Source organism: Nonomuraea sp. NPDC052265 (assembly GCF_044547985.1).
Lineage (GTDB): Bacteria > Actinomycetota > Actinomycetes > Streptosporangiales > Streptosporangiaceae > Nonomuraea.
Genome location: NZ_JBIUBJ010000034.1, coordinates 19,156 through 38,527 on the forward strand (window position 1 = coordinate 19,156; position 19,372 = coordinate 38,527).

Annotated in this window: 16 protein-coding genes; 10 read left to right on the forward strand and 6 right to left on the reverse strand. The window is 69.3% G+C overall.

What is annotated here, in order from left to right; translation table 11 throughout:
- Positions 1–53 precede the first annotated feature (53 nt).
- Together ACIHAD_RS45655 and ACIHAD_RS45660 are read right to left on the reverse strand one after the other, a co-directional pair.
- Complete coding sequence (locus ACIHAD_RS45655) at positions 54–773, reverse strand: tyrosine-type recombinase/integrase (protein ID WP_397361111.1); 720 nt, start codon at positions 771–773, stop codon at positions 54–56.
- 52 nt (positions 774–825) lie between these two features.
- On the reverse strand, positions 826–3,942 hold the full coding sequence (locus ACIHAD_RS45660) for a Tn3 family transposase (RefSeq protein ID WP_397361112.1): 3,117 nt from the start codon (positions 3,940–3,942) through the stop codon (positions 826–828).
- A gap of 449 nt (positions 3,943–4,391) precedes the next feature.
- Between ACIHAD_RS45660 and ACIHAD_RS45665 the strand changes: the two genes are divergently transcribed.
- The 4 genes from ACIHAD_RS45665 (at position 4,392) to ACIHAD_RS45680 (ending at position 8,819) form a co-directional block, all read left to right on the forward strand.
- Entirely contained in the window at positions 4,392–5,159 is a 768-nt protein-coding gene (locus tag ACIHAD_RS45665) for an ABC transporter ATP-binding protein (RefSeq protein WP_397361113.1), read from the forward strand.
- The gene (locus tag ACIHAD_RS45670; protein WP_397361114.1) at positions 5,144–6,961 is read left to right on the forward strand and encodes a hypothetical protein; all 1,818 of its coding nucleotides are present in this window, start codon (positions 5,144–5,146) and stop codon (positions 6,959–6,961) included. Before ACIHAD_RS45665 ends, ACIHAD_RS45670 begins: the two co-directional genes overlap by 16 nt.
- Positions 6,962–7,044: 83 nt before the next feature.
- Positions 7,045–8,202, forward strand: a complete 1,158-nt coding sequence (locus ACIHAD_RS45675; RefSeq protein ID WP_397361115.1) for a sensor histidine kinase — start codon at positions 7,045–7,047, stop codon at positions 8,200–8,202.
- Entirely contained in the window at positions 8,199–8,819 is a 621-nt protein-coding gene (locus ACIHAD_RS45680; RefSeq protein WP_397361116.1) for a response regulator, read from the forward strand. The genes ACIHAD_RS45675 and ACIHAD_RS45680 overlap by 4 nt, the downstream gene beginning before the upstream one ends.
- 79 nt (positions 8,820–8,898) lie before the next feature.
- Here the strand turns inward: ACIHAD_RS45680 and ACIHAD_RS45685 are convergent, their stop codons facing one another.
- The 4 genes from ACIHAD_RS45685 to ACIHAD_RS45700 all read right to left on the reverse strand — a co-directional run bounded on the left by ACIHAD_RS45685 (position 8,899) and on the right by ACIHAD_RS45700 (position 12,440).
- On the reverse strand, positions 8,899–9,525 hold the full coding sequence (locus tag ACIHAD_RS45685; protein ID WP_397361117.1) for a hypothetical protein: 627 nt from the start codon (positions 9,523–9,525) through the stop codon (positions 8,899–8,901).
- Positions 9,526–9,634: 109 nt separating this feature from the next.
- A complete protein-coding gene (locus tag ACIHAD_RS45690; RefSeq protein WP_397361118.1) occupies positions 9,635–10,186 on the reverse strand; it encodes a transposase in 552 nt (183 codons plus the stop codon).
- A gap of 326 nt (positions 10,187–10,512) precedes the next feature.
- On the reverse strand, positions 10,513–11,244 hold the full coding sequence (locus ACIHAD_RS45695) for a response regulator (protein WP_397361119.1): 732 nt from the start codon (positions 11,242–11,244) through the stop codon (positions 10,513–10,515).
- Positions 11,241–12,440, reverse strand: coding sequence for a sensor histidine kinase (locus ACIHAD_RS45700; RefSeq protein WP_397361120.1), 1,200 nt, complete (start codon positions 12,438–12,440; stop codon positions 11,241–11,243). Before ACIHAD_RS45700 ends, ACIHAD_RS45695 begins: the two co-directional genes overlap by 4 nt.
- Positions 12,441–12,574: 134 nt before the next feature.
- Between ACIHAD_RS45700 and ACIHAD_RS45705 the strand changes: the two genes are divergently transcribed.
- From ACIHAD_RS45705 to ACIHAD_RS45730, 6 genes are all read left to right on the forward strand, one after another.
- Positions 12,575–14,239 (forward strand): hypothetical protein, encoded by a 1,665-nt coding sequence (locus ACIHAD_RS45705; protein ID WP_397361121.1) that lies wholly within the window; start codon positions 12,575–12,577, stop codon positions 14,237–14,239.
- The gene (locus ACIHAD_RS45710; protein WP_397361122.1) at positions 14,236–14,694 is read left to right on the forward strand and encodes a hypothetical protein; all 459 of its coding nucleotides are present in this window, start codon (positions 14,236–14,238) and stop codon (positions 14,692–14,694) included. Before ACIHAD_RS45705 ends, ACIHAD_RS45710 begins: the two co-directional genes overlap by 4 nt.
- Before the next feature lie 33 nt (positions 14,695–14,727).
- The gene (locus ACIHAD_RS45715) at positions 14,728–15,897 is read left to right on the forward strand and encodes a hypothetical protein (protein ID WP_397361123.1); all 1,170 of its coding nucleotides are present in this window, start codon (positions 14,728–14,730) and stop codon (positions 15,895–15,897) included.
- A 106-nt stretch (positions 15,898–16,003) separates the two neighbouring features.
- Entirely contained in the window at positions 16,004–16,546 is a 543-nt protein-coding gene (locus ACIHAD_RS45720; RefSeq protein WP_397361124.1) for a hypothetical protein, read from the forward strand.
- 605 nt (positions 16,547–17,151) lie between these two features.
- Positions 17,152–17,622: a GNAT family N-acetyltransferase gene (locus ACIHAD_RS45725; protein ID WP_397361125.1), complete on the forward strand. Its 471-nt coding sequence runs from the start codon at positions 17,152–17,154 to the stop codon at positions 17,620–17,622.
- A gap of 45 nt (positions 17,623–17,667) precedes the next feature.
- Complete coding sequence (locus ACIHAD_RS45730; RefSeq protein WP_397361126.1) at positions 17,668–18,729, forward strand: integrase core domain-containing protein; 1,062 nt, start codon at positions 17,668–17,670, stop codon at positions 18,727–18,729.
- Positions 18,730–19,372: the final 643 nt, after the last annotated feature.

Below are 19,372 nucleotides of genomic sequence, written 5' to 3' on the forward strand. Positions count from 1 at the left end.
CTAGCCGCCATCTGTGGCTTTTCCGCAGGTGAGCGGTGGGCGTGAGACGTCGTCTACACGGGGAACTGGTCGATGACGCCGTCGTAGGTGTCCTGGGCGGGTCCGAGCGCGATCTTGGAGTAGATCTCCAGCGAGGTACGGCTGGCGTGGCCGGAGTAGGGCTGGATGAGGGCGTCGTCGATGCCTTGGGACTTAAGCCAGGTGAACAGGAAATGCCGCAGGCGGTGCGGTGGCATGGTGTGCGTCAGGCCGGCTTTGGCGGCGTAGCGGGCGAGCATGGCGCGCACACCACGAGTGGAGTACGGCTTCTTCCATGATGACTCGAACAGGAAGGCCGCGCCTTTCTTGTGGGCGGCGGCGATGTGCAGGGCAAGGGTCTCTTTGAAGGTGGCGGGGAAGGGGACGGTGCGGTCTTTGTCGCCTTTGCCCTGGGTGATGCGGATGCGGCAGGCGTCCAGGTCGACGTCGTCGATGCGGATCTTGACCAGTTCGGCGACGCGGACGCCGGTGTAGAGCAGTGTCTTGATGAGCACGATGTCGCCGGTACGGCGCGCGGCCCACACGGTGCTGTAGTAGCTGCGGATCTCGGCCTCGGTGGGGACGTAGGGCAGCTTCTTGGGCTGGCGCTGCACCTGGATGTCGAGCTCGGCGCGCAGGTGCCGGAAAACCTCTTTGAGGTAGGCGTAGTCGGGCCGCTCCTCGCGCAGGTATTTGGCCAGTTGGCGGGCCTTGCGCTTGGCCGGGGTTCTGCGCGGATGGCCGCTTGGGCTCATCGAGGGGGCCGGGTGCGGGGAAGGCGGACGGCTCGCTGTTCGGAGCCTGGACTCATGTGGCTGGCCTTTCGTCGTTGGCCGTGGGGGCGGTCAGGTCCAGACGCCGGTCCGGCCGCAGCTGGACTGTGCCATACGGCGTCATGTTGGTGGTGAACAGCGGGGTGAGTCCGCGCCGGTCGACGTCGGTGAGCACCTCGGCCCACTCGGGTTCGGCGAGGGTGTCTTGGATCATGAGGGTGTTGATGTAGGCGAGGCTGCTTTGCAAGATCATAAGACAGAGCATGCCGAGTTCCTGCTCCTCACGCCGGTTGGAGGCCAGCTCGCCGCGCTTGCCGAACCGGATGTAGTCATTGACCCCGTTGTAGTTCTCCACCACGTTCAACCCGGACTCGGTCTCCCGCTGAAGGTCACGGTCGCGGAGCCAAAATATGGTGCGCTGGGCCCGCCCGACCTCCAGCATCGCGGCATAGGCGGGGTGGGTGGTCTCGCCGGTGAAGCGGCGCAGCAGGGCCTCGGTGGAGGCGGTGCCGGTCCGGATGGCGGTCGCGTATTTGATCATCAAATCGTAGTTGTTCTGGATGATCTCGGGTCTGATCGGACGGGTCAGCGCGGGGACGAGCAGCGGGTAGGCGAAGTGGTCGCCCTTGCCGGGCAGGTACAGCTTCATCGTGTTGATCTGCTTGAAGCGGGCGATCAGGTCGAAGTTCAGCAGCCTGGTGATGCCGAAACCGATGAAGCTGGCACCGTGGGAATCCACATAGTTGGTCTCCAGGTCCATGTCGGTGCCGTGCCGCATGGCGCCCTCGATCATGGCGTGGACCTCGGAGGCCGAGCAGGTCAGCAACTGGCTGTGGATGGCCATCGACCCGACGGTGTCGACCGTCCAGTAGATCAGCACGCCCCGTTTGGCCCTTTTGTAACGCGAGTGGTACTCGGTGAAAATGTTCTGGTCGAAGGCGGAAAAGTGGGTGGAGTCGGAGGCCACCGCGGTGGTGCCCTCGCCCCACAGCCAGCTCTGCCGGGCGGCGAAGGTGGCGTTGGCGATGACCCGGGCCACCTCGCGGGCCCCGGCCACCGACAGGAACCTGCGGCGGGCGTAGCGCAGGTCGTCTTCGGAGTAGGGGTGCTCACCGGCGGCCACCGACCGGATGCCGGCCCCGGTGCCGTAGGCATAGATGACCAGAAGCATGCGCTCCAGCACCTCTTGAGGATCCAGGTCGATGCGGACGCCCGCTGGCACGAGTGCGTCCAGGCAGCCGGTGCGCAGGGCGGTCTCGGTGAACATGTCCAGCAGCGGGACGACACCCACCGGCCCCGGATGGTGGCTTTGAGCTTGCGCAGGTTGCGCGGCTCGGGCGCGGCCTCCAGCGGGGTGAGCAGGATCGCGCCGCCCTTCTTGCGTTCGGCGATCTGCAGCCAGTCCAGGCTGGGCAGGGTGTCGTTGAGTGCGGACAGTTCTGCGTCCATCTCCTCGATCAGGTCGGCGGTGAACTGCTTGGCCTGCAGCGGTTTGCGGAGCTTGGCGTAGTTCTCGGCACGCTTGTCCTCGAAGTCGGCGGGCAGGTCGAGGTCGGGATTGCGCCACTTGTGGGCACCATGCACCCAGATCTCCTTGCAGCGCAGTTGCTCGCGCAGGGTCTGAAACACCCCGCACTCGTACACGCTGCGCAGGATGCGGGCCTGGCCGCGCTTGTCGGTGCGATACATCAGCTCGGCCAGTTCGGCGGGGACAATGCGGTCCACAGGGACCGTCTCGCCGGTGGCGTAGTACTTGGTGCGGTTGGTGACCTCGGCCTTGTACCGCTTGATCAGGGCCAGGGCCTGCATCATCGGGGCGTGCACGGTGTTGGTGGAGCCGAATTCGAGCGCCTCCAGGATCTGGATGAGCCCGGTGCGGTAGTGGTTGGTGTAGGAGGCCTTGAAGACGCGCTGGCGGTGCTGGCGGTAGGTGCTGCCTTTGTGCGTGTACTCGTGTAGCAGCGCGGTCAGGGTGCCCACGCCGCCGGGCACCGCGGGGTAGATCACCTCGCTGACTGTCTCCTCCGGCGCTTCCAGCGCGGCCTGGGTCATCTTGAACAGAATGTTCTCCTTGCCGGAGACCCGTTTGAGCTCGTTGATGAACTCCTTGGTCACTACCGTGTCGGCGCGCGTTGATCCGATGCACCGTGGTGATTAGCAGGTCGACCAGCGCGTCGATAATCTCCCGCTGCCGGCAGTGCAGGTAGGCGGCCAGCAGGGTGACCTTGATGGCGTCCGGATGCTCGCGCAGGTGGCTGGGCGCTTCGGCGGACACCCGGGCCCGCCAGGCCAGCAGGACGGCGGGCGCGATGTCGGCGAACAGATCCTCCGGCAGTGCGATCGCTCGGATCGCGCCGAGCTTGAACACCTCCCGCTCGATAGACTTCACGCTGACGTTGCCCGGCTCCTCGCGGATCGCGGCGAAGATGTCGGCGCCCTCCAGTTCGTCTGTCTCTTCCTCTTCCGGCGCTTGTGCCTGTTCGTCTGTCTCCCTCGCGTCCTGAGCGGCGTCGCCGCTGCCTGCCTCGGTCGGTGTCTCAGCCGCATCGTCCTCCGGGGTGTTCTTGCCGTCGGGCGCTGTGCTGGGCGAGGCGGTGCGCCGGGCGATCAGCGTGAGCATCCGCTCGATGGTCTCGGCGGGGATCCGGAAGGCGATCTTCGTGGTCAGGGCGGTTTCGGAGCGGCTCAGCGCTGAGCCGATCATCTGGCTGAGCCGCAGGCGGGTCGGCCGTTCGATGCGTTCCTCGCGCAGTTGCGTCAGCAGTGCCTCGCGCACCCGGTCGGCGCGGCGCTCGCGCTGGCACACCTGCTGGGCCAGCCACTGGGTCAACCGCTCGGCGTCGGCGACGGTGCACTCGCCGAAGTCCAGGAAGGTACGGATCTGCGCCCGGTGGCGTTCGGCGGTGCGGCCCAGCCAGTCGAACAGGCTCAGCTCGGCGGCGGGGACCTTCACCTGGCCGGCGACGAAGGCGACCGCCTCGTCCGGCAGTTCGGAGCGGCCCTCGGGGAAGCGGCCGTGCTGGGCGAAGAACTTCAGCCATAACGCCAGCGCCAGCTTGGACGGGCCGGTCCGGCCGGTCAGCAGGTCGGGCTCCTTGCCGATCAGTAACCAGTGTTCGATCAGCTCGTCTTCATCCAGGGTGCGTGCCACGGGGTGCAGGTCTCTCTTCTACGCTCATGAAGATGGCGGCCTGTCGGCCACGGCTGGCATGCGTGCGTGGAAAGTGCCGAGAACTGTCGGAGGCGGCACTTTCCTTCCCCGAATCGGATCCCATCCTGGCCATACACGCTGTGGGTGTCCCAAGAACCCGCGAAGTGCCGACACCGATTGACAAGTCGGCACTTCGGTTCCGGCGGGTGGGCTGTGCGTGAGCCGCACACGCCGAAAGCGGGCGCGACGCTATGGGCTTGACGCGGAGCTGCGCCTGTTCAGCGTCTGGTCGAGCCAGCCGACCATGTGCCGGTGGACAGCGGCGCTGGGACTCGCACCACGGACCAGCCGCTCTCCCCGCATCAACCGATTGGTTGATGCCGGAATCCACCATCCCGCTCTCCGGCCGGACGATCCGCCCACCCCTGCCCCCGCGCGATTCTCAAGGCATGCCAACACACCGGGAGCCCGCACTCCGCACCATCGGACTCCGCAAAGCCTTCGGCGACCACGAGGCCGTCGACGACATCCACCTCACCGTCCCCGCCGGATCCTTCTACGGCCTGGTCGGCCCCAACGGCGCCGGCAAGACCACCACCCTGGCCATGGCCGTCGGCCTGCTCCGCCCCGACGCCGGCAGCGCCGAGATCTTCGGCGTCGACGTCTGGCGTGACACCGTCCAGGCCAAAGGACTGATCGGCGTGCTGCCCGACGGCAACGCCATGCCGGAGCGGCTGACCGGCCGCGAGGTCCTCACCTACCTCGGCCTGCTGCGCGGCATGGAGCCCGACGTCGTCGCCGAGCGCGCCGAGGAGCTCCTGCAGGTCCTCGAACTCGACTCCGCCGAGCGGACCCTGGTCATCGAGTACTCCACCGGCATGCGCAAGAAGATCGGTCTGGCCGTCGCCCTGCTGCACGCACCCCGCCTGCTCGTCCTGGACGAGCCCTTCGAGGCGGTCGACCCCGTCTCCGCGGCCACGATCAAGGCCATCCTGCGTAGGTTCGCGGGCAACGGCGGCTCCGTGATCATCTCCAGCCACGTCATGGCCCTCGTCGAGCAGCTCTGCGACCACGTGGGCGTGATCTCCGGCGGCCGTGTCGTCGCCGCCGGACCGCTGGCCGACGTGCGCGGAGCGGGAACCCTGGAGGACGCCTTCGTCGGCCTCGTCGGCGCCCGCGCAGGAGGAACGGAAGGGCTGGCATGGCTCACCTCCTGACCCCCGGCCCGGCCGTCCTCGCGCGGCACATGTTGCGCATGCGGCTGGCGCTCATGCGCAACTCGCTGCGCGGCGACAACGCCACCAACCTCTACACCGGCGCCGCGGTCGGGCTGATCCTGGCCTTCGGCACCGTCGCCGTCGCCGTGTTGTGGCCCGCCTACGTGCCCCTCGCCCTGGCCGTCTGGTTCTCCGGCTGGGTCTTCGGGCCCATCTTCGTCGGGGGCGGCGAGGCCCTGCGTCCTGAGTACTTCACCATGCTCCCGGTCATGCCGCGCCGGATCGCGGCGGCCCTGCTCGCCGGGGCCTTCGCGGGCCCCGCGCCCGTGGTCAACCTCATCGCCCTGCTGTCGCTGCCGGTGTACGGCTGGCGTTTCGGCCCGGCTGGGGTGCTCATCGGCCTGGTGGCGGCTGTCACCACGCTCGTCATCATGGTGATGATCTCCCGCGTCATCGTGGCGCTCATCGGGCTGTTCGTGCGATCCCGCGCCACTGCGGCCACCGTCGGCGTCGTGACCGGCACCGCCATCGCCCTGTGCAGCAACGGCTGGGCGCCTGTCGCCGCCCTGGGCGGCGCCGAGACCACCGCCTGGATCGAGATCTTCCTCCGCGCCCTGCCCTCCGGATGGGGCGTGGCCGCCATCGAAGCCCCCTGGCCCCTGGCCCTGGCCATTCTCGTCGCCGGCGCCGGTGTGATCGTCCTGCTGCTGGCCGCCTGGGCCGCTCTGCTGTCGCGGCGTGTCGTGTCGGCCGCCCGCGGCGGTGTCCCGCCCCGCCGCGGCACACCCCGCCCCTTCCCCAGGGGCAAGGGCGCCCGCGTCACCGCCGCGAAGGAGCTGCGCGCCTGGTGGCGCGACCTCGTCCGCATCCAGCTCCTGGCCACCGCCTTCTCCTACGCCATCGTCACGCCCCTGCTGCTGGTCACCATCGGCGCGTGGGTCATGGTTCCCTTCACGGGGCTCATCCTGATCGTGATGGCGGCCGCGAGCTCGTCCAACCTCTACGGCGCCGACGGGACCGCCCTCTGGCTCACCCTCATGACCCCCGGCGCGGAACGCGCCGACGTGCGCGGGCGCCAGCTGGCCTGGTTCCTCGTCGTCGGCCCGGCCGCCATCGTCCTGTCCCTGGTCGGCCTGCTCGTCAGCGACCAGAGCTGGGCCTGGGCGTGGGTGCTCGGCCTGCTGCCCGCCCTGCTCGGCGGCGGCGCCGGCCTGGTCGTCCTGCTTGCGGTCACCTCGCTCGTCCCCGGGACCGACCCCCACAAGCGCGGCGGCAACCCGCTCAGCACCGGCGCCGACGAGACCGCCGAGACCAGTCTCGCCTGGCTCGTGCTCATCGCGGTGCCCTCCGTCGGCCTGCCGGCGGCCGGCGCCATCCTCCTCGACCCGTGGGCCGGAGTCGTCACCGGTGTGCTGACCGGCGCCCTCAGCGCCTGGGGCTTCGGCCGGATCGCCTACCGCAGGCTGGAAAGCCACGGGATCGACCTGCTCAACCTCATGAAGCACGGCCCGGCCCCTCAGGCCGACAAGCCCACCACCGCCGACCTTCCCCTCCGGCACCGCATCGGCGTCACCTTCTGCTACGCCCTGGCCTGGCTTCCCCTCATCCCCCAGGGTCTCGTGCCCATGGTCATGAAAATCCTCGGCATGGCGGATCCCGTGTGGTTCCTCGCCCTGCACCTCCCGCCGGTCTGGCAGTGGCCCACCATCATCCTGATGATCGCCCTTGGGGTGCTCATGTACGGATACGCCATCCTGATCCCGATGCGCCTAAGCTCGTCCTCGCCAGCCACCAGCAGGTGAACCCCGACCGCGGCCCGAGGAGGGACAGGCACCGGATGAACGACCCCTTCCCGCCATCGAGGTGGGAACGACGCTTCGAGCACATGATCGCGGTCGTTCCCTACGTCACCCTCGCGGCTTCCCTCGTCATCAGCCTGGCCTCACCCGACCAGCCCGAGGGCGGGATCGGCCGCACCCTGGCGCTCACCGCCCCGGCCCTGGCCTGGAATGTCGGCCACACCCTCCTGCCCGCCGCCGTGCGGCGGCGCAGGACGGTCGTCAGCATCCACTTCGCCGGTGTCCTGGCCACCGCCGCGCTGCTGGCCTTCCACGATCCCATCTTCGTGATCTACTGCACCTCCGGCTTCTTCATCGCGGCCAACTTCGCCCCCTCCAAGTGGACCTTCGCCGCCGTCGCCGCCACCTCCTGCATCCTGTACAGCTCGACGCTCGACTGGAGCCAGGCCACCGCCCAGCTCATCGCCTTCCACCTGGTGATCATCGCCGTGCAGACCGTCGCCATCGGCGGCGGCGCCATCGCCGGCATCAGGATCGAGGAGCGGCACAGCAAGTACCGCAAGGCGCTCAGCGACCTCCAGGCCGCCCTGGAGGAGAACGCCGACCTCCACGCCCAGCTCCTCACCCAGGCCCACCAGGCCGGCATCCTCGACGAACGCCAACGGATGGCCCGCGAGATCCACGACACCCTGGCCCAGGGCCTGACCGGCATCATCACCCAGCTCCGCGCCGCCCAGCGCGTCAAGGACTCCGACACCCACGTCGAACTGGCCCTCACCCTCGCCCAGGACAGCCTCACAGAAGCCCGCCGCTCCGTCGCGGCCCTCCAGCCCCACCAGCTCGACGACGCCCACCTCCCCGACGCCATGGCCACCCTGGCCCGCAACTGGACCCAGGCCAACGGCGTGGACCTCCACGTCGAGGTCACCGGCGACCGCGTGCCCCTCAGCCCCGCCATCGAGGTCACCCTCTTCCGCGTCGCCCAGGAAGCCCTCGCCAACGTCGCCAACCACGCCGGCGCCACCCGCGCCGGCCTCACCCTCTCCTATGCCGGCTCCGTCGTCCTGCTCGACATCCGCGACAACGGCACCGGCATCCACAACCCCGACGGCAAGGGCTTCGGGCTCAGCAGCATGAGACAACGCCTGCGCGGCGTGGGCGGCTCCCTCGAGATCGAGAGTACCCCCGGCGAGGGCACCGCCGTCAGCGCCACCGTCCCCGCGCTCCAAGAAAACCCCCGGTGATCCGCCTTCTCATCGTCGACGACCACCCCATCGTCCGCGACGGCCTGCGCGCCGCCTTCGAGACCGAACCCGACATCCACGTCGCGGGCGAGGCCGCCAACGGCCGCGAAGGCATCGAACGCGCCGCCGCCCTCCAGGTCGACATCGTCCTGATGGACCTGCGCATGCCCGAGATGGACGGCGTCACCGCCATCACCGCCCTGCGCCAGTCGCACCCCGGCATCAAGAACCTCGTCCTGACCACGTTCGACGGCGACTCCGACGTGCTGCCCGCCATCGAGGCCGGCGCCACCGGCTACCTCCTCAAGGACGCCCCGACCGACGAACTCCTGCGCGCCGTCCGCGCCGCGGCCGCCGGCGAGCCGGTCCTGTCGCCCTCCGTCGCCGGCCGCCTGATGGGCCAGGTGCGCAAGCCCGTCAAGGCCGCCCTCACCGACCGCGAACTGCAGGTGCTCGCCCTCGTCGCCGAGGGCGCGTCCAATCGCCAGGCGGCGGCCAAGCTGTTCATCAGCGAGGCCAGCATCAAGACCCACCTGCTGCACATCTACGACAAACTCGGCGTCCGCGACCGCGCCGCCGCCGTCGGCGAGGGGTATCGACGCGGTTTGCTCAGTTAGTCGACCAACCACCCGCCGCACCGGAGCCCACCCCGCCTACCTGCAGGAACGGCGCAGATGGCGTCTGGTGGGGCCAGCCTTACCGACAGGCCGAGAAGCGGATGACGATCGCGTCGGTGCCGCGCTGGGTGCACGGTGTCCACGAGGTGTTGCGCTTGCCCTGCGGGCAGGTGACCTGCCGGTTGTTCCAGTCGATGGTGAACGCGGTGCGGTCGAACCCCCTCCGGGCGCGTGCTTGCGGGGACTGATCGAGCAACATGGGCGTAACCAGCGCGATCCCGAATTTCTCCCGCGCGCCGACGAGTAGTTCGGCTGAGGGGTAGCCCGAATCGAGGTAGTGCTCGGCGGGAAGCAGGCCGCGCCGGGCGAGTGCCTGGTGGATCGGGTCGGTGGCCTGGCTGTCGGGCACGGTGGCGTCGGTGGTGGTCACATTGGTGATCAGATTCGGTGGTTGCGGTTCGCCGGTGCCGGCCGCAGCGGCGACGGCGTCGGGAGTGTTGTCGCAGGTCTCGCTGACGTGCACCTTGTAGCCATTCCAGAAAAGATCATCACCCTTGGCGGCCCATCGGGCGTCGGTGTCGTAGGGGGAGGTCAGCCGGTATCTGCCCGGCGGGAGTCCCTCGCCACCAGATTCGAGGGACTCCCGCCGCTTGACCACCTCCCGCCCACGGCTGTCGACCACGCGCACATAGTTCTGGATCAGCATCACCCGCAGCGCTTGAACGGCGGGCAACTGGCGCAGCCAGGCCTGGGAGAACGGCGCGTAGATGGCGCTGACCAGGGCGTAGCCGTCGGCTCCGTAGGCGCGGGCCAGCTCAGCCCGTTTCGTTTCCGAGGTCGGCAGCCGCCAGGAGTCGACCCGGGCCCGATACCGGCCGGCCCAGCCCCCCCACCTCCAAGACCTGCTCTACCCACCCGGGCGCGGCAGCCGACAACGCCTCAAGACAGGCACGAACGCATTCCCCGGCCATCTCCAGCCGATTCAAGTCCCGAACAGCGGCGATCACGTGTGTGGAATCGGTCCGCTGCTTGCCGCCGGTCTTGACCATGCCCTTGTCGGCCAGGGCGGCGAGGAGCACGTCCAGGGCCTTCTCCTCCAGCCCGTGCGCGGCCACCCGCGCCCGGAACTCACTGAGTACTGTGTGATCGAACCCCGGATCATCCAACTCCAGCGACAGCGCGTACTTCCAGTCCATCCCGTACTTGACGCGCTCAGCCGCCGCCCGGTCGGTCAGGTTCTCCACTGTCTGCAACACGGTGATCAGCGCTAGCATCCCCGGCGACAGGCCAGGTCGTCCCCGCGTCCCGTACGCGGTGGCGAACTCCGCATCGGCGAACAACTCGCCCAGCTCATCACGCACCCGCATGGCCAGCGGATAAGCGCCCTTCGCAGAACGGCCCGGGCCACCTTCACGGTCATTTCCGGAATCTGTGGCCACGGGCGCGGCTGCACCGACACAACGATCTCCATCCCATGGCCGGGGCGAGGGGAAACCGGCCGCACAGGACATCGTCGTCGCAGACCAGCCCGAGATCACGGACATCGAGGGGTGTCGCCCGAATTAACCACCAGGGTCCTACAGGGGCAAGAGCTGTGCTCCTCCCTTCAAGCGGCGTGCCGGGCTCCGGCGCCGGTGTGCCCGCCCGTCCCGCCGGAGGAGACGTTGGCGGACGGATGCGGTCCCGTCCGGGATCAAGGATCGTGGCGGGTTTTCTCTCTGCCGCGCCTGCCCCGGCCGGCCTGGTCCTTTCCGGGATCGGGATGAGCAGGGGCCTGGCCGATGAGGCCATTGAGGTGGGCGTAGGCGACCGCGTGCACCCGGTCTCGCAGATTCAGCTTGGTCAGGATGCGCGACACGTGCGTCTTGACGGTCTCATCGCCGATCCCGAGACGGTCGGCGATCTCGACGTTGCTATGCGCCCCGGCGAGCAGCAGCAGTACCTCGCGTTCCCGCGTGGTGAGGAGACCCAGGTCGGCCGGGGGCGGAGGGGGGGCGATGCCGTTGGCGAGACGGGTGCGGAGGCGGCGGGTCACTGAGGGGTCGATGAGGGCGTCGCCGCGGGCGGCCACCCGGACTGCCGCGATCAATTCCTCCGGAGGGAGGCTCTTCAGCAGGAATCCGCTGGCTCCTGCCCGAAGGGCGCGGTGGACGTACGTGTCGTGGTCGTAGGTGGTCAGCAGGATGACCTTGGTGGCGTTGGCCGGGTCTGCGAGGATCTCCTCCGTGGCGTGCAGGCCGTCGAGCCGGGGCATGCGGATGTCGATGATTGCGACGTCGGGACGCAGTCGGAGCACCTCGCTCACCGCGGCCCGGCCATCCGACGCCTCGCCTACGCAGGTGAGGTCGGGCTGGGTGCCCAGGACGGCGCGCAGACCGGAGCGGAACATTGCATGGTCATCGGCGATCAGGACGCGCAAGGTCATAAGGGGCTCATGGGGAACGTCGCGGTAGTGGTCCAGGTCTTGCCGTCGGGTGCGGGTCCGTAGCTGGTGGAGCCCGAGAACACGGCAGCACGGCTGCGGATCCCCTGCAGCCCCCGGTGCGGCGAGTCTGGCCAGGCGCGCGCCCGCGTGCCGAGGAGGTTGGAGGTGGTCACGGTGAGGCTGGAGGGAGCGTGGCGCAGTTCGACCTCCGCGGCACCGTCGGCGCCGTGCCGCAGGGCGTTGGTGAGCATCTCCTGCACCACCCGGTACACGGCGATGTCCAGTGACTCCGGCAGCGGGGACGGGGCGCCGTGGACGGTCACCCGCGCCCGCAGGCCGACGGTGCGGAGGCTGTCGAGGAGTTCGGGGAGGTTGTCCAGCCCGGGCTGGCTGTCCTCTCCCGGCGAGTGACCGTGCAGGACGTCCAGCAGCCGCCGCAGGTCGAGCATCGCCGCCCGGCTGGACGTCTCCACGGCGGTCAGCGAGTCCGCCAGGTCGGGAGCGCCCGGCGCCGCCGCGGCCCGCAACCGGGCCACCCCGGCGTGGACGCCGATGGCGCTCACGTGGTGGGAGATCACGTCGTGCAGGTCGCGGGCGATGCCGGTGCGCTCCTCTGCGATGGCCGCGGCCAGGGCCTGCCGCGCCTCCGCCTTCTCCCGCTCGGAGCGCTGTTCCAGCTCGGCGATGTAGGCGCGTCGGGCGGTGGTGTACCGACCGACGAGCCAGGGCAGCAGTGCGCTGGCCGTTGGCGCGAGCAGGAGGAGCTCTGGTGCGAAGTCCGCCTCGCTGAGGATCGGACTCGCGAGGGTTCCCGCGACCAGGAAGAGCAGGGACACCACCGCCGGCCACCGGTCCAGCCAGGCACCCGCCCGGTAGGCGGAGATGAGCATGCCCGCGCTGTTCAGCGAGGGCGGCAGCGCGGTCTCGGGGCATGACAACGTGCCCGCTACCCGGACCGCCGCTTGAGCGACGGCCACCACTCCCGACAGCCGCGGTGCGCTGGCCAGGCTGGCGTCCACCACGATGATCGCCGCCAGCATGGGCCAGCGCCATCCCGCCGGAAATGCGGAGGAACCGGTGGAGTGGGTGAAGGTGAGGGCGTCCACCACCAAGGTGACCGCGGCGATCACGATCGCCTGACGGGTCAGCGGCAAATTGACGTCGCGGAGCCCGTCACGTCCCTCCCTGTCGGGCACCGGCACTCCCTTGCTCGTTCACGACCTCCCATGATGCCCGGTCGGCGGCGGTGGCCGAGTCCCCCGTCCGGGGGACCCTCGTCCCCTCGCGCCGTGACGACAGCGGCGGGCGGCCTGCCTAGGCTGCCCGCACGATGAACGACTCCGCCGCTCCTACGAGAGAGTACGACAGGTTTCCGCGCACGGCTCCTGATCTCCGGCACCGCCTCGGTGCCGCGCTCGCCGCCGTGCTGACCGCCGTGGCCCTGATACTCGCCATGAGCCCACAGGCCGGGGCGGACTCCAACGGCGGCGGCGACGTGCAGGTCGCCCAGACGCTCGGCGACCGGGAGCTGACCGTCATCCTGCGACGGGTCACCGGGGTGCCCGGACCGCTGCACGTGGATGTGTTCACCCACGCGGGCACGCCCGCCGGTGCCCTCAACCTGGCGGCAGTACCCACCGGGGTCTCCTCCTCCGCGTCCGTGGCCTCGGCGACCGGCACGGTCGTCGACACCGCCGTGGTCACACTGGGGGGCCGGCCGGGAACCTACTCCGCGGTGCTGGACGTCACCCAGGCCGGCCCGTGGGAGCTGTCGCTCAGCGACGGGCAGCGGACCGCGACGATTCCGTTCATCGTGCCGAAGCAGACCACCTCGCCCGCAGAGAGCGCGTCCTACCTGGGCTTCTCCGGCGCTGGGGCGCTCATCCTCGTCACCGTCCTGGTCGCCGTACGGGCGCGGCGCGGCTGGTGGACACTGGTGCCGGGCGGCGGGCTCGTGGCCTGTCTGACCGTGGCGGTCACCGGGGCGCTGCTGTCGTCCCAGCTGCCTCTGCCGCCGTCTCAGGGCGGCCAGGTGGACGCCACGATCGACGGCGTCAATGATCCCTACGCCTCCGTCGGGCAGCAGACCAGCGACAACTCGCGCCCGCCCGCCACACTGCTGCTGTCGTCCTCCACGGACCGGGCGGGTGAGATCGCCGAGCTGCAGCTGAACCTGTCGGACGCTGCCACCGGCCTGCCCCTGGACGACGTTGTCGTCCACGACGGCGCGCTGATGCACCTGCTGGCCATCGGCCCTTCGGGACAATTGTGGCACCTGCACCCCGTACGGACCGGACCCGGCGAATTCGAGGTCCCCTTGCTCCTGCCCGAGGCAGGCCATTACGCGGTCTCCGCCGAGTTGGCCCGCCGGGGCGGCGGCGTCCAACAACTGCGCTCCGCCACCGGCATCGACGCGGTGTCCAGCTCCGGCGCGCGGCCCACGGCCGGTGACGCTCCGGCGCGGGCAGGGACCAGTTCGCGGACCGTGGCCGGGGTCGAGGTGCGACTGTCCGCGTCGCCGCTGGTGGCGGGCAAGGCCACTGTCCTGACCGCGCGCGTGGGGGACACGGCGACCCTGCAGCCCTGGCTCGGCATGGTCGGCCACCTGATCGTCGTCGGTCCGCTCTCGCCCACGGCCGCGGTGGGGGCGCAGACGCAGAAGGCCCAGCTGTGGGCCCATTCCCACTCCATGGGCGCGATGCCGGACAGCGCTCACGAGGCGAGCGGCACGCAGGAGACGCCGCACAGGGGGCCGCACTCGTCGCCGACATCGTCGGCCTCCTCCTCGGAACTGCATTCGATGAGCGGGCTGACCTCCGTCAATGGCGATGGCATCGCCGATGAGACCGTCGCCGCCTACGGCCCCGACGTTGCCTTCGTCTACACCTTCCCGGCCGCAGGCGATTACCGGGTGTGGATCCAGGCCGAGCGCGACAACACGATCCTGACCGTCCCCTACCTGCTCCACGTCACCGGCACGGTGAAGACCCCGTGAGCCCATCCGGTCGGCGGTTCCTGGTAGCCGCGGTGCTCGTGGCGGCGATTCTGCTCACCGCACTGTCGGTTCATGCCCTGTGGGCGCCGTGGTCAGGTGGGACGCGGCCCGCGTCCGACTCCGTCCCGCGGGGCGCGGTGACCCTCACAGGCGGCACCGCCCACGATGTGGTGACCCTGACAATTTCCGCGCCCGTCACCGGAGTCACCGCCGTCGATGTCCGGGTCGTGGCGCGTAACGCGGCCGTCTGGTCATCACCGGTCGTCACGGTCTCCGCAGTGCTACCCACCGCAGGCCACGCGGTACCCGACCTCCCTGCCATACGCGTCTCCGACAACAGCTACCACGTGGCCGGCCTTCCGCTGATGATGCCCGGCCGGTGGGAGTTCCTCGTCGCCATGGACGGCGACGGCCGCCGCGACCGGCTCGTCTTCCCGCTCACGGTTTCCCCTTAGTCGCGCACACCCATTCCGAGAAAGGCATGTCCGATGGATCCTGTTCCCGAATCCGCGCCGACCGTCCCAGGCGGGCCCTCTCCGTCCGACCGGCCGGCGACCGGCGTGGTCGGCGCGTACACCGTGCTGGCCGGAACGCTGATGTCCACAGTGGGCCTCAGCTGGGATCTGCAGTGGCACATCGAGGTCGGCCCGGACACCTTCTTCACCCTGCCCCACCTGATCCTGTACTCCGGCAGCGCCATCGCCGGCATCGCCAGCCTGGTGATGGTGCTGCGCGCCACCTTCGCCCAACGGGCCGGGCGCCCCGCCGACCCCGCCGCCGGCGGCAGTCCGGTCCGGGTTCTCGGCGGCATGTTCACCGCGCCCCTGGGATACCTCGTCGCCGGGACCGGCGGCGCGTTATTCCTGCTCTACGGCCTACTCGACCTGTGGTGGCACTCCCTGTACGGCTTCGACGCCGTACTGGACTCCCCGCCACACATCGCCCTGTTCATCTCCATCAGCCTGACCATGGTCGGCAGCGTCATCATCTTCGCCGCCGCCCGCGCGCAGCGCGGGGGGCGGATCGGGCTGATCGTCAGCATCCCCCTGCTGACGACGTTCACCCCGATCACCACGTACGCCTTCCAGAGAACGCCTCTTCCTCTCGACCCCAAGCTCGCGGGCACCGTCTTCTTCGCCGTCTGCTTCGTGCTCATGGGAGCGATCACCCTGCGGCACCGACAGGTGGCCCTGTCCATCGCGGTCGTCCTCGGCGCCATGCAGCTGATTCTCTGGTGGTTCTCGCCGTGGGCCTCGAGGGCATACGCCGACTACGTCGGGCTGCCTCTGCGGGACAACCTCATGGACATGGCGCCTCAGCTTCCGGCCGGCATACCGATGTTCATGCTCGCCGCGGCCCTGGTGATCGAGAGGCTGCTCTGGTTGGGGCGTGGCCGGGGCTGGTCGGCCCGCTGGCTGCCGCAGCTCGTCGGTGCCGCCGGCGGCGTGGTGGTGAGCCTATCCACGCTCGTGCAGACGTCGATGCTGCGCGCAGGGGCGGGGAGAGGGCCGATGGGCCAGGCGACCACATCGGCGACCACGGTGCTGATCGACATGCTCCTTGGGCTGGCGTTCGGTGCCCTAGCCGGCTACCTCGCCGCCCGCTTCGCCGTCCTGCTGCGCCTCAACACCCCCGCCGCCGACCAGGAAGGTCGCTGACCAGATGCACGTCCGAACGTACCTGCTGCCACGGCCGCGACCGGCCCGCGCCACGCGCTACGCGCCGAAGCACCTCGCCCGCAGCCTGCTTCTCGCCGTGTGCATCATGGCAGCTGTGATCCCGGTCTCGGCCCCGTCCGCCAAGGCTTACGCGCCGGCGGAGCCCGAGCAGGCGTACTCGCCGGTCGAGGTTGTGCATACCGAGCAGGTGCAGGCCGGCCCGTACCACCTGACCGTGGGCTTCTCCACGTGGCCGCTGCGCGCCATGCAGTCGCTGGACTTCACCTTCGCCCCTGACGGGGGACTGACCGGCAAATCCGGCACCCTCAGCATGACCGGCCCCAGCATGAAAGGGGGCAGGCGCGGGACGGGCCCGCTGTCTCGCCATCCACGCAAACGCGACGTCTGGGGCTTGGACGTCCAATCGCTGTCCACGGCCGGAAAGTGGAGCTTCACCTTCGCCATCAACGGACCCCAGGGACAGGGAACAGGCATTCTAGACAACGTCACGGTCCTCGATCAGCCCGGCCCACCGCTGGCTCTGAGTTGGGCGCTTTGCACCCTGCCCGTCCTCGGACTGATCGCCTTCCTGGCCGTCGCCTGGCGACGTCATCGTCCCTCCCGCCACCTCGCTGCGCTGGGCATCTGACGAGGCGGCTCGCGCTCGTTGGTGTCGTAATTGACCTCGCGATGATTGTTGGCGTTGTTGACTCTCCGCTCCCGAACATGTCCTGAGCCGCCAGGTCCGTCTACGGTGCCCACCCCGACGGCGGGATCAAGGCGCAAAAGGGCACCTGCGTGGCCGTCGCCTTGGTCACCGGCGCCGCCGCCCTCCTGCTGGCCCTGCAACGCCACCTCGGACAGGTGCCGGACGCGCTCGCGGTAGGTGACGCGCTGCTGGCCACTGCCCGCCCCTGCACCCCGCCCAGGCCCACGGCAAGCCCGAACGCTGCCTGAACGGCTACCTCGACCTGCCCGCCGCCACCGCCCGCCTCCTCCCTGCACTGTCGCCCCTGCCCGGCGAACCTGGACCGGCGCTTCAACCACCCCTGCCGTGCCCCCAGCGGCGACCCGAGGCCAGGTCACAGGCGCAAGCTCGCCCAGGCGGCGGCCGCGACGCTCAGCCCACCTCGGCCCACTCCTCGGCCCACCCCGCCGCCGCAGGCAGCAGTCGCCACCCACGCCGAACACCCGGACCTGGCCGGGCTACGCCCACTCCAGCAGGGGCCCGAGCTGCCCTTCCTCCAGGGCGACATGGCTGGCCGCTGGGCCGCCCTGACCGGCCTGCGTCAGCACTTTCCCCAGTTCACCCGGATCGCCACCACCCCCGACGGAGCCGTAGCGGGAAACGGGTACGCCGTGCCGTTCGCCCTGCATCATCCCGGCCGCGGCCGCCCGCCCGACGGCGGCTGGGATGAGACCCTCACCTGGGCCCACGCCGACCTCCAGGCGGGCACCCCGCCCGACACGCTCGGCGCCCTGAGCATCTGGGTCGCGCCCGGCCAGCGCGGCACCGGCCTAGCCGACCGGCTGCTGGCCGCGATGAAGCACGCCGCCCGCACCGCCGGCCTGGACCAGCTGGCCGCCCCGGTCCGCCCCACCCGCAAACACCACGAGCCGCACACCCCGATGGCCGACTACGCCCGCCGCACCCGCCCCGACGGGCTGCCCGCAGACCCCTGGCTGCGCACCCTCTACCGCTTCATTACTCATCGCGTGGCTTGATCTGCGGGTTTGACCAGCGAAGGCGGTAGGGCAAGATCGGAACTTGTGTCGGTTCGTCTGCTGTATCTGACCTTGATTCGGGTGATTGGCTGGCTGGTGTTGCTGGGACGTGGGCATGCGTCCAAGGATGTCGAGATCATGGTGCTCCGCCATGAGGTGGCCGTATTGAAGCGCCAGGTCGACCGGCCGAAGCCGGACTGGGCTGATCGAGCGGTCCTGGCGGCGCTGGTCCGTTTCCTGCCGACGGCGCTGCGAGCTCATCGGCTGGTCGCTCCAGGCACCCTGTTGGCCTGGCATCGGCGTTTGATCAAACGCGCATGGACCTACCCTCACCGCACTGGCCGTCCCGGAACAAGCAAAGAGATCCGAGACCTGGTCCTCCGTTTGGCCCGCGAGAACCCCAGGTGGGGGTACCGGCGGGTACATGGCGAACTGGTTCGCCTCGGCGTGCAGGTTAGCGAATCGACCGTGCGACGGATCCTGCGTTCACGCTGGCACAGGCCAGCACCACTCAGCCTCGACACCTCTTGGCGGACGTTTCTACGGCTGCAAGCGAAAGGACTGCTCGCCTGCGACTTCTTCCACATCGACACGATCTCTTTGAAGCGCCTGTACGTGTTGTTCGTGATGGAGGTGGAAACACGACGCGTTCACATCCTGGGAGTCACCGCCCATCCCACCGGCACCTGGACCGCCCTGCAGGCCCGCAACTTGCTCATGAACCTCGGGCACAGGGCAGGCTCGTTCCGGTTCCTCATCCGTGACCGGGACGCGAAGTTCACTGCCGCCTTCGACGAGGTCTTCACCAGCCTGGGCATCACGGTGATGAAGACGCCGCCGCAGACACCCCGAGCCAACTGCTACGCCGAACGCTGGATCCGCACCGTCCGAGCCGAATGCACCGACCGCATGCTGATCTACGGCGAACGCCACCTTCGATCGGTCCTGAAGGAGTACGCCGAGCACTACAACGAGCACCGCCCGCACCAGTCCCGCCAACAACGCCCACCCGATCAAGGCGAGCGCGTCGTGGTGCCTCTGGAAGGCCGGATACAGCGCCGAAAGCTGCTCAGCGGAGCCATCAACGAGTACCACCGAGCCGCATAACAGACCCGATAAAACACCAGCTCAAACCACGTGTACGAGTTCTGAAGCGGTACAAGATCCGGGACGAACTGACTGCTTCCGTCCGGCCTCGGCAAAATTCAGGGGAAGGCGACCGCGGGCTCCGGACAACAACAGGTGACCGACGTCCCCACGACCGCAAGGCCTTTGCATGCATGAGCCACACCTGACCGCTCCTCCGGATGCCGCCACACCGTCGCAGAACGACGCCGTGGCGATCGAGCGGCCCTGGGACGAGCCCGAGCGTTTCGGCGCCGTCTTCGACGCCCACTACGCGGAGATCCATCGGTACGCCTCCCGGCGGCTCGGCCCGCAACGCTGCCGACGACATCTCCGCCGAGACGTTCGCCCTGGCTTTCCGCCGGCGCCGCCGCTTCGACCTGAGCCACCGCAGCGCCCCCCCTGGCTGTACGGCATCGCGACCAACCTCATCAACCGGCACCGCCGCGACGAGGTGCGCCTGTCCCGACCTCAGCGACCAAATCCTCCGTCAGCAGCCTCTCAGAGACTGCAAGCCGCACTTATCGCAATATCTTTTCATATCTACGAGATCACCTAGATCATTCTGACTAGAGTGGATCCGGTGATTTTGACTAGATCTACAAGTCGTCGGAGGCGTGTTCTC

What these genes read in the sequence shown, in the direction of transcription:
- ACIHAD_RS45655 (WP_397361111.1), bottom strand. Translation starts at nt 773, where the DNA reads ATGAGCCCAAGCGGCCATCCGCGCAGAACCCCGGCCAAGCGCAAGGCC.
- ACIHAD_RS45665 (WP_397361113.1), top strand. Translation starts at nt 4,392, where the DNA reads ATGCCAACACACCGGGAGCCCGCACTCCGCACCATCGGACTCCGCAAA.
- ACIHAD_RS45670 (WP_397361114.1), top strand. Translation starts at nt 5,144, where the DNA reads ATGGCTCACCTCCTGACCCCCGGCCCGGCCGTCCTCGCGCGGCACATG.
- ACIHAD_RS45675 (WP_397361115.1), top strand. Translation starts at nt 7,045, where the DNA reads ATGATCGCGGTCGTTCCCTACGTCACCCTCGCGGCTTCCCTCGTCATC.
- ACIHAD_RS45685 (WP_397361117.1), bottom strand. Translation starts at nt 9,525, where the DNA reads ATGCTGATCCAGAACTATGTGCGCGTGGTCGACAGCCGTGGGCGGGAG.
- ACIHAD_RS45690 (WP_397361118.1), bottom strand. Translation starts at nt 10,186, where the DNA reads ATGCGGGTGCGTGATGAGCTGGGCGAGTTGTTCGCCGATGCGGAGTTC.
- ACIHAD_RS45695 (WP_397361119.1), bottom strand. Translation starts at nt 11,244, where the DNA reads ATGACCTTGCGCGTCCTGATCGCCGATGACCATGCAATGTTCCGCTCC.
- ACIHAD_RS45705 (WP_397361121.1), top strand. Translation starts at nt 12,575, where the DNA reads ATGAACGACTCCGCCGCTCCTACGAGAGAGTACGACAGGTTTCCGCGC.
- ACIHAD_RS45715 (WP_397361123.1), top strand. Translation starts at nt 14,728, where the DNA reads ATGGATCCTGTTCCCGAATCCGCGCCGACCGTCCCAGGCGGGCCCTCT.
- ACIHAD_RS45720 (WP_397361124.1), top strand. Translation starts at nt 16,004, where the DNA reads ATGGCAGCTGTGATCCCGGTCTCGGCCCCGTCCGCCAAGGCTTACGCG.
- ACIHAD_RS45725 (WP_397361125.1), top strand. Translation starts at nt 17,152, where the DNA reads ATGGCTGGCCGCTGGGCCGCCCTGACCGGCCTGCGTCAGCACTTTCCC.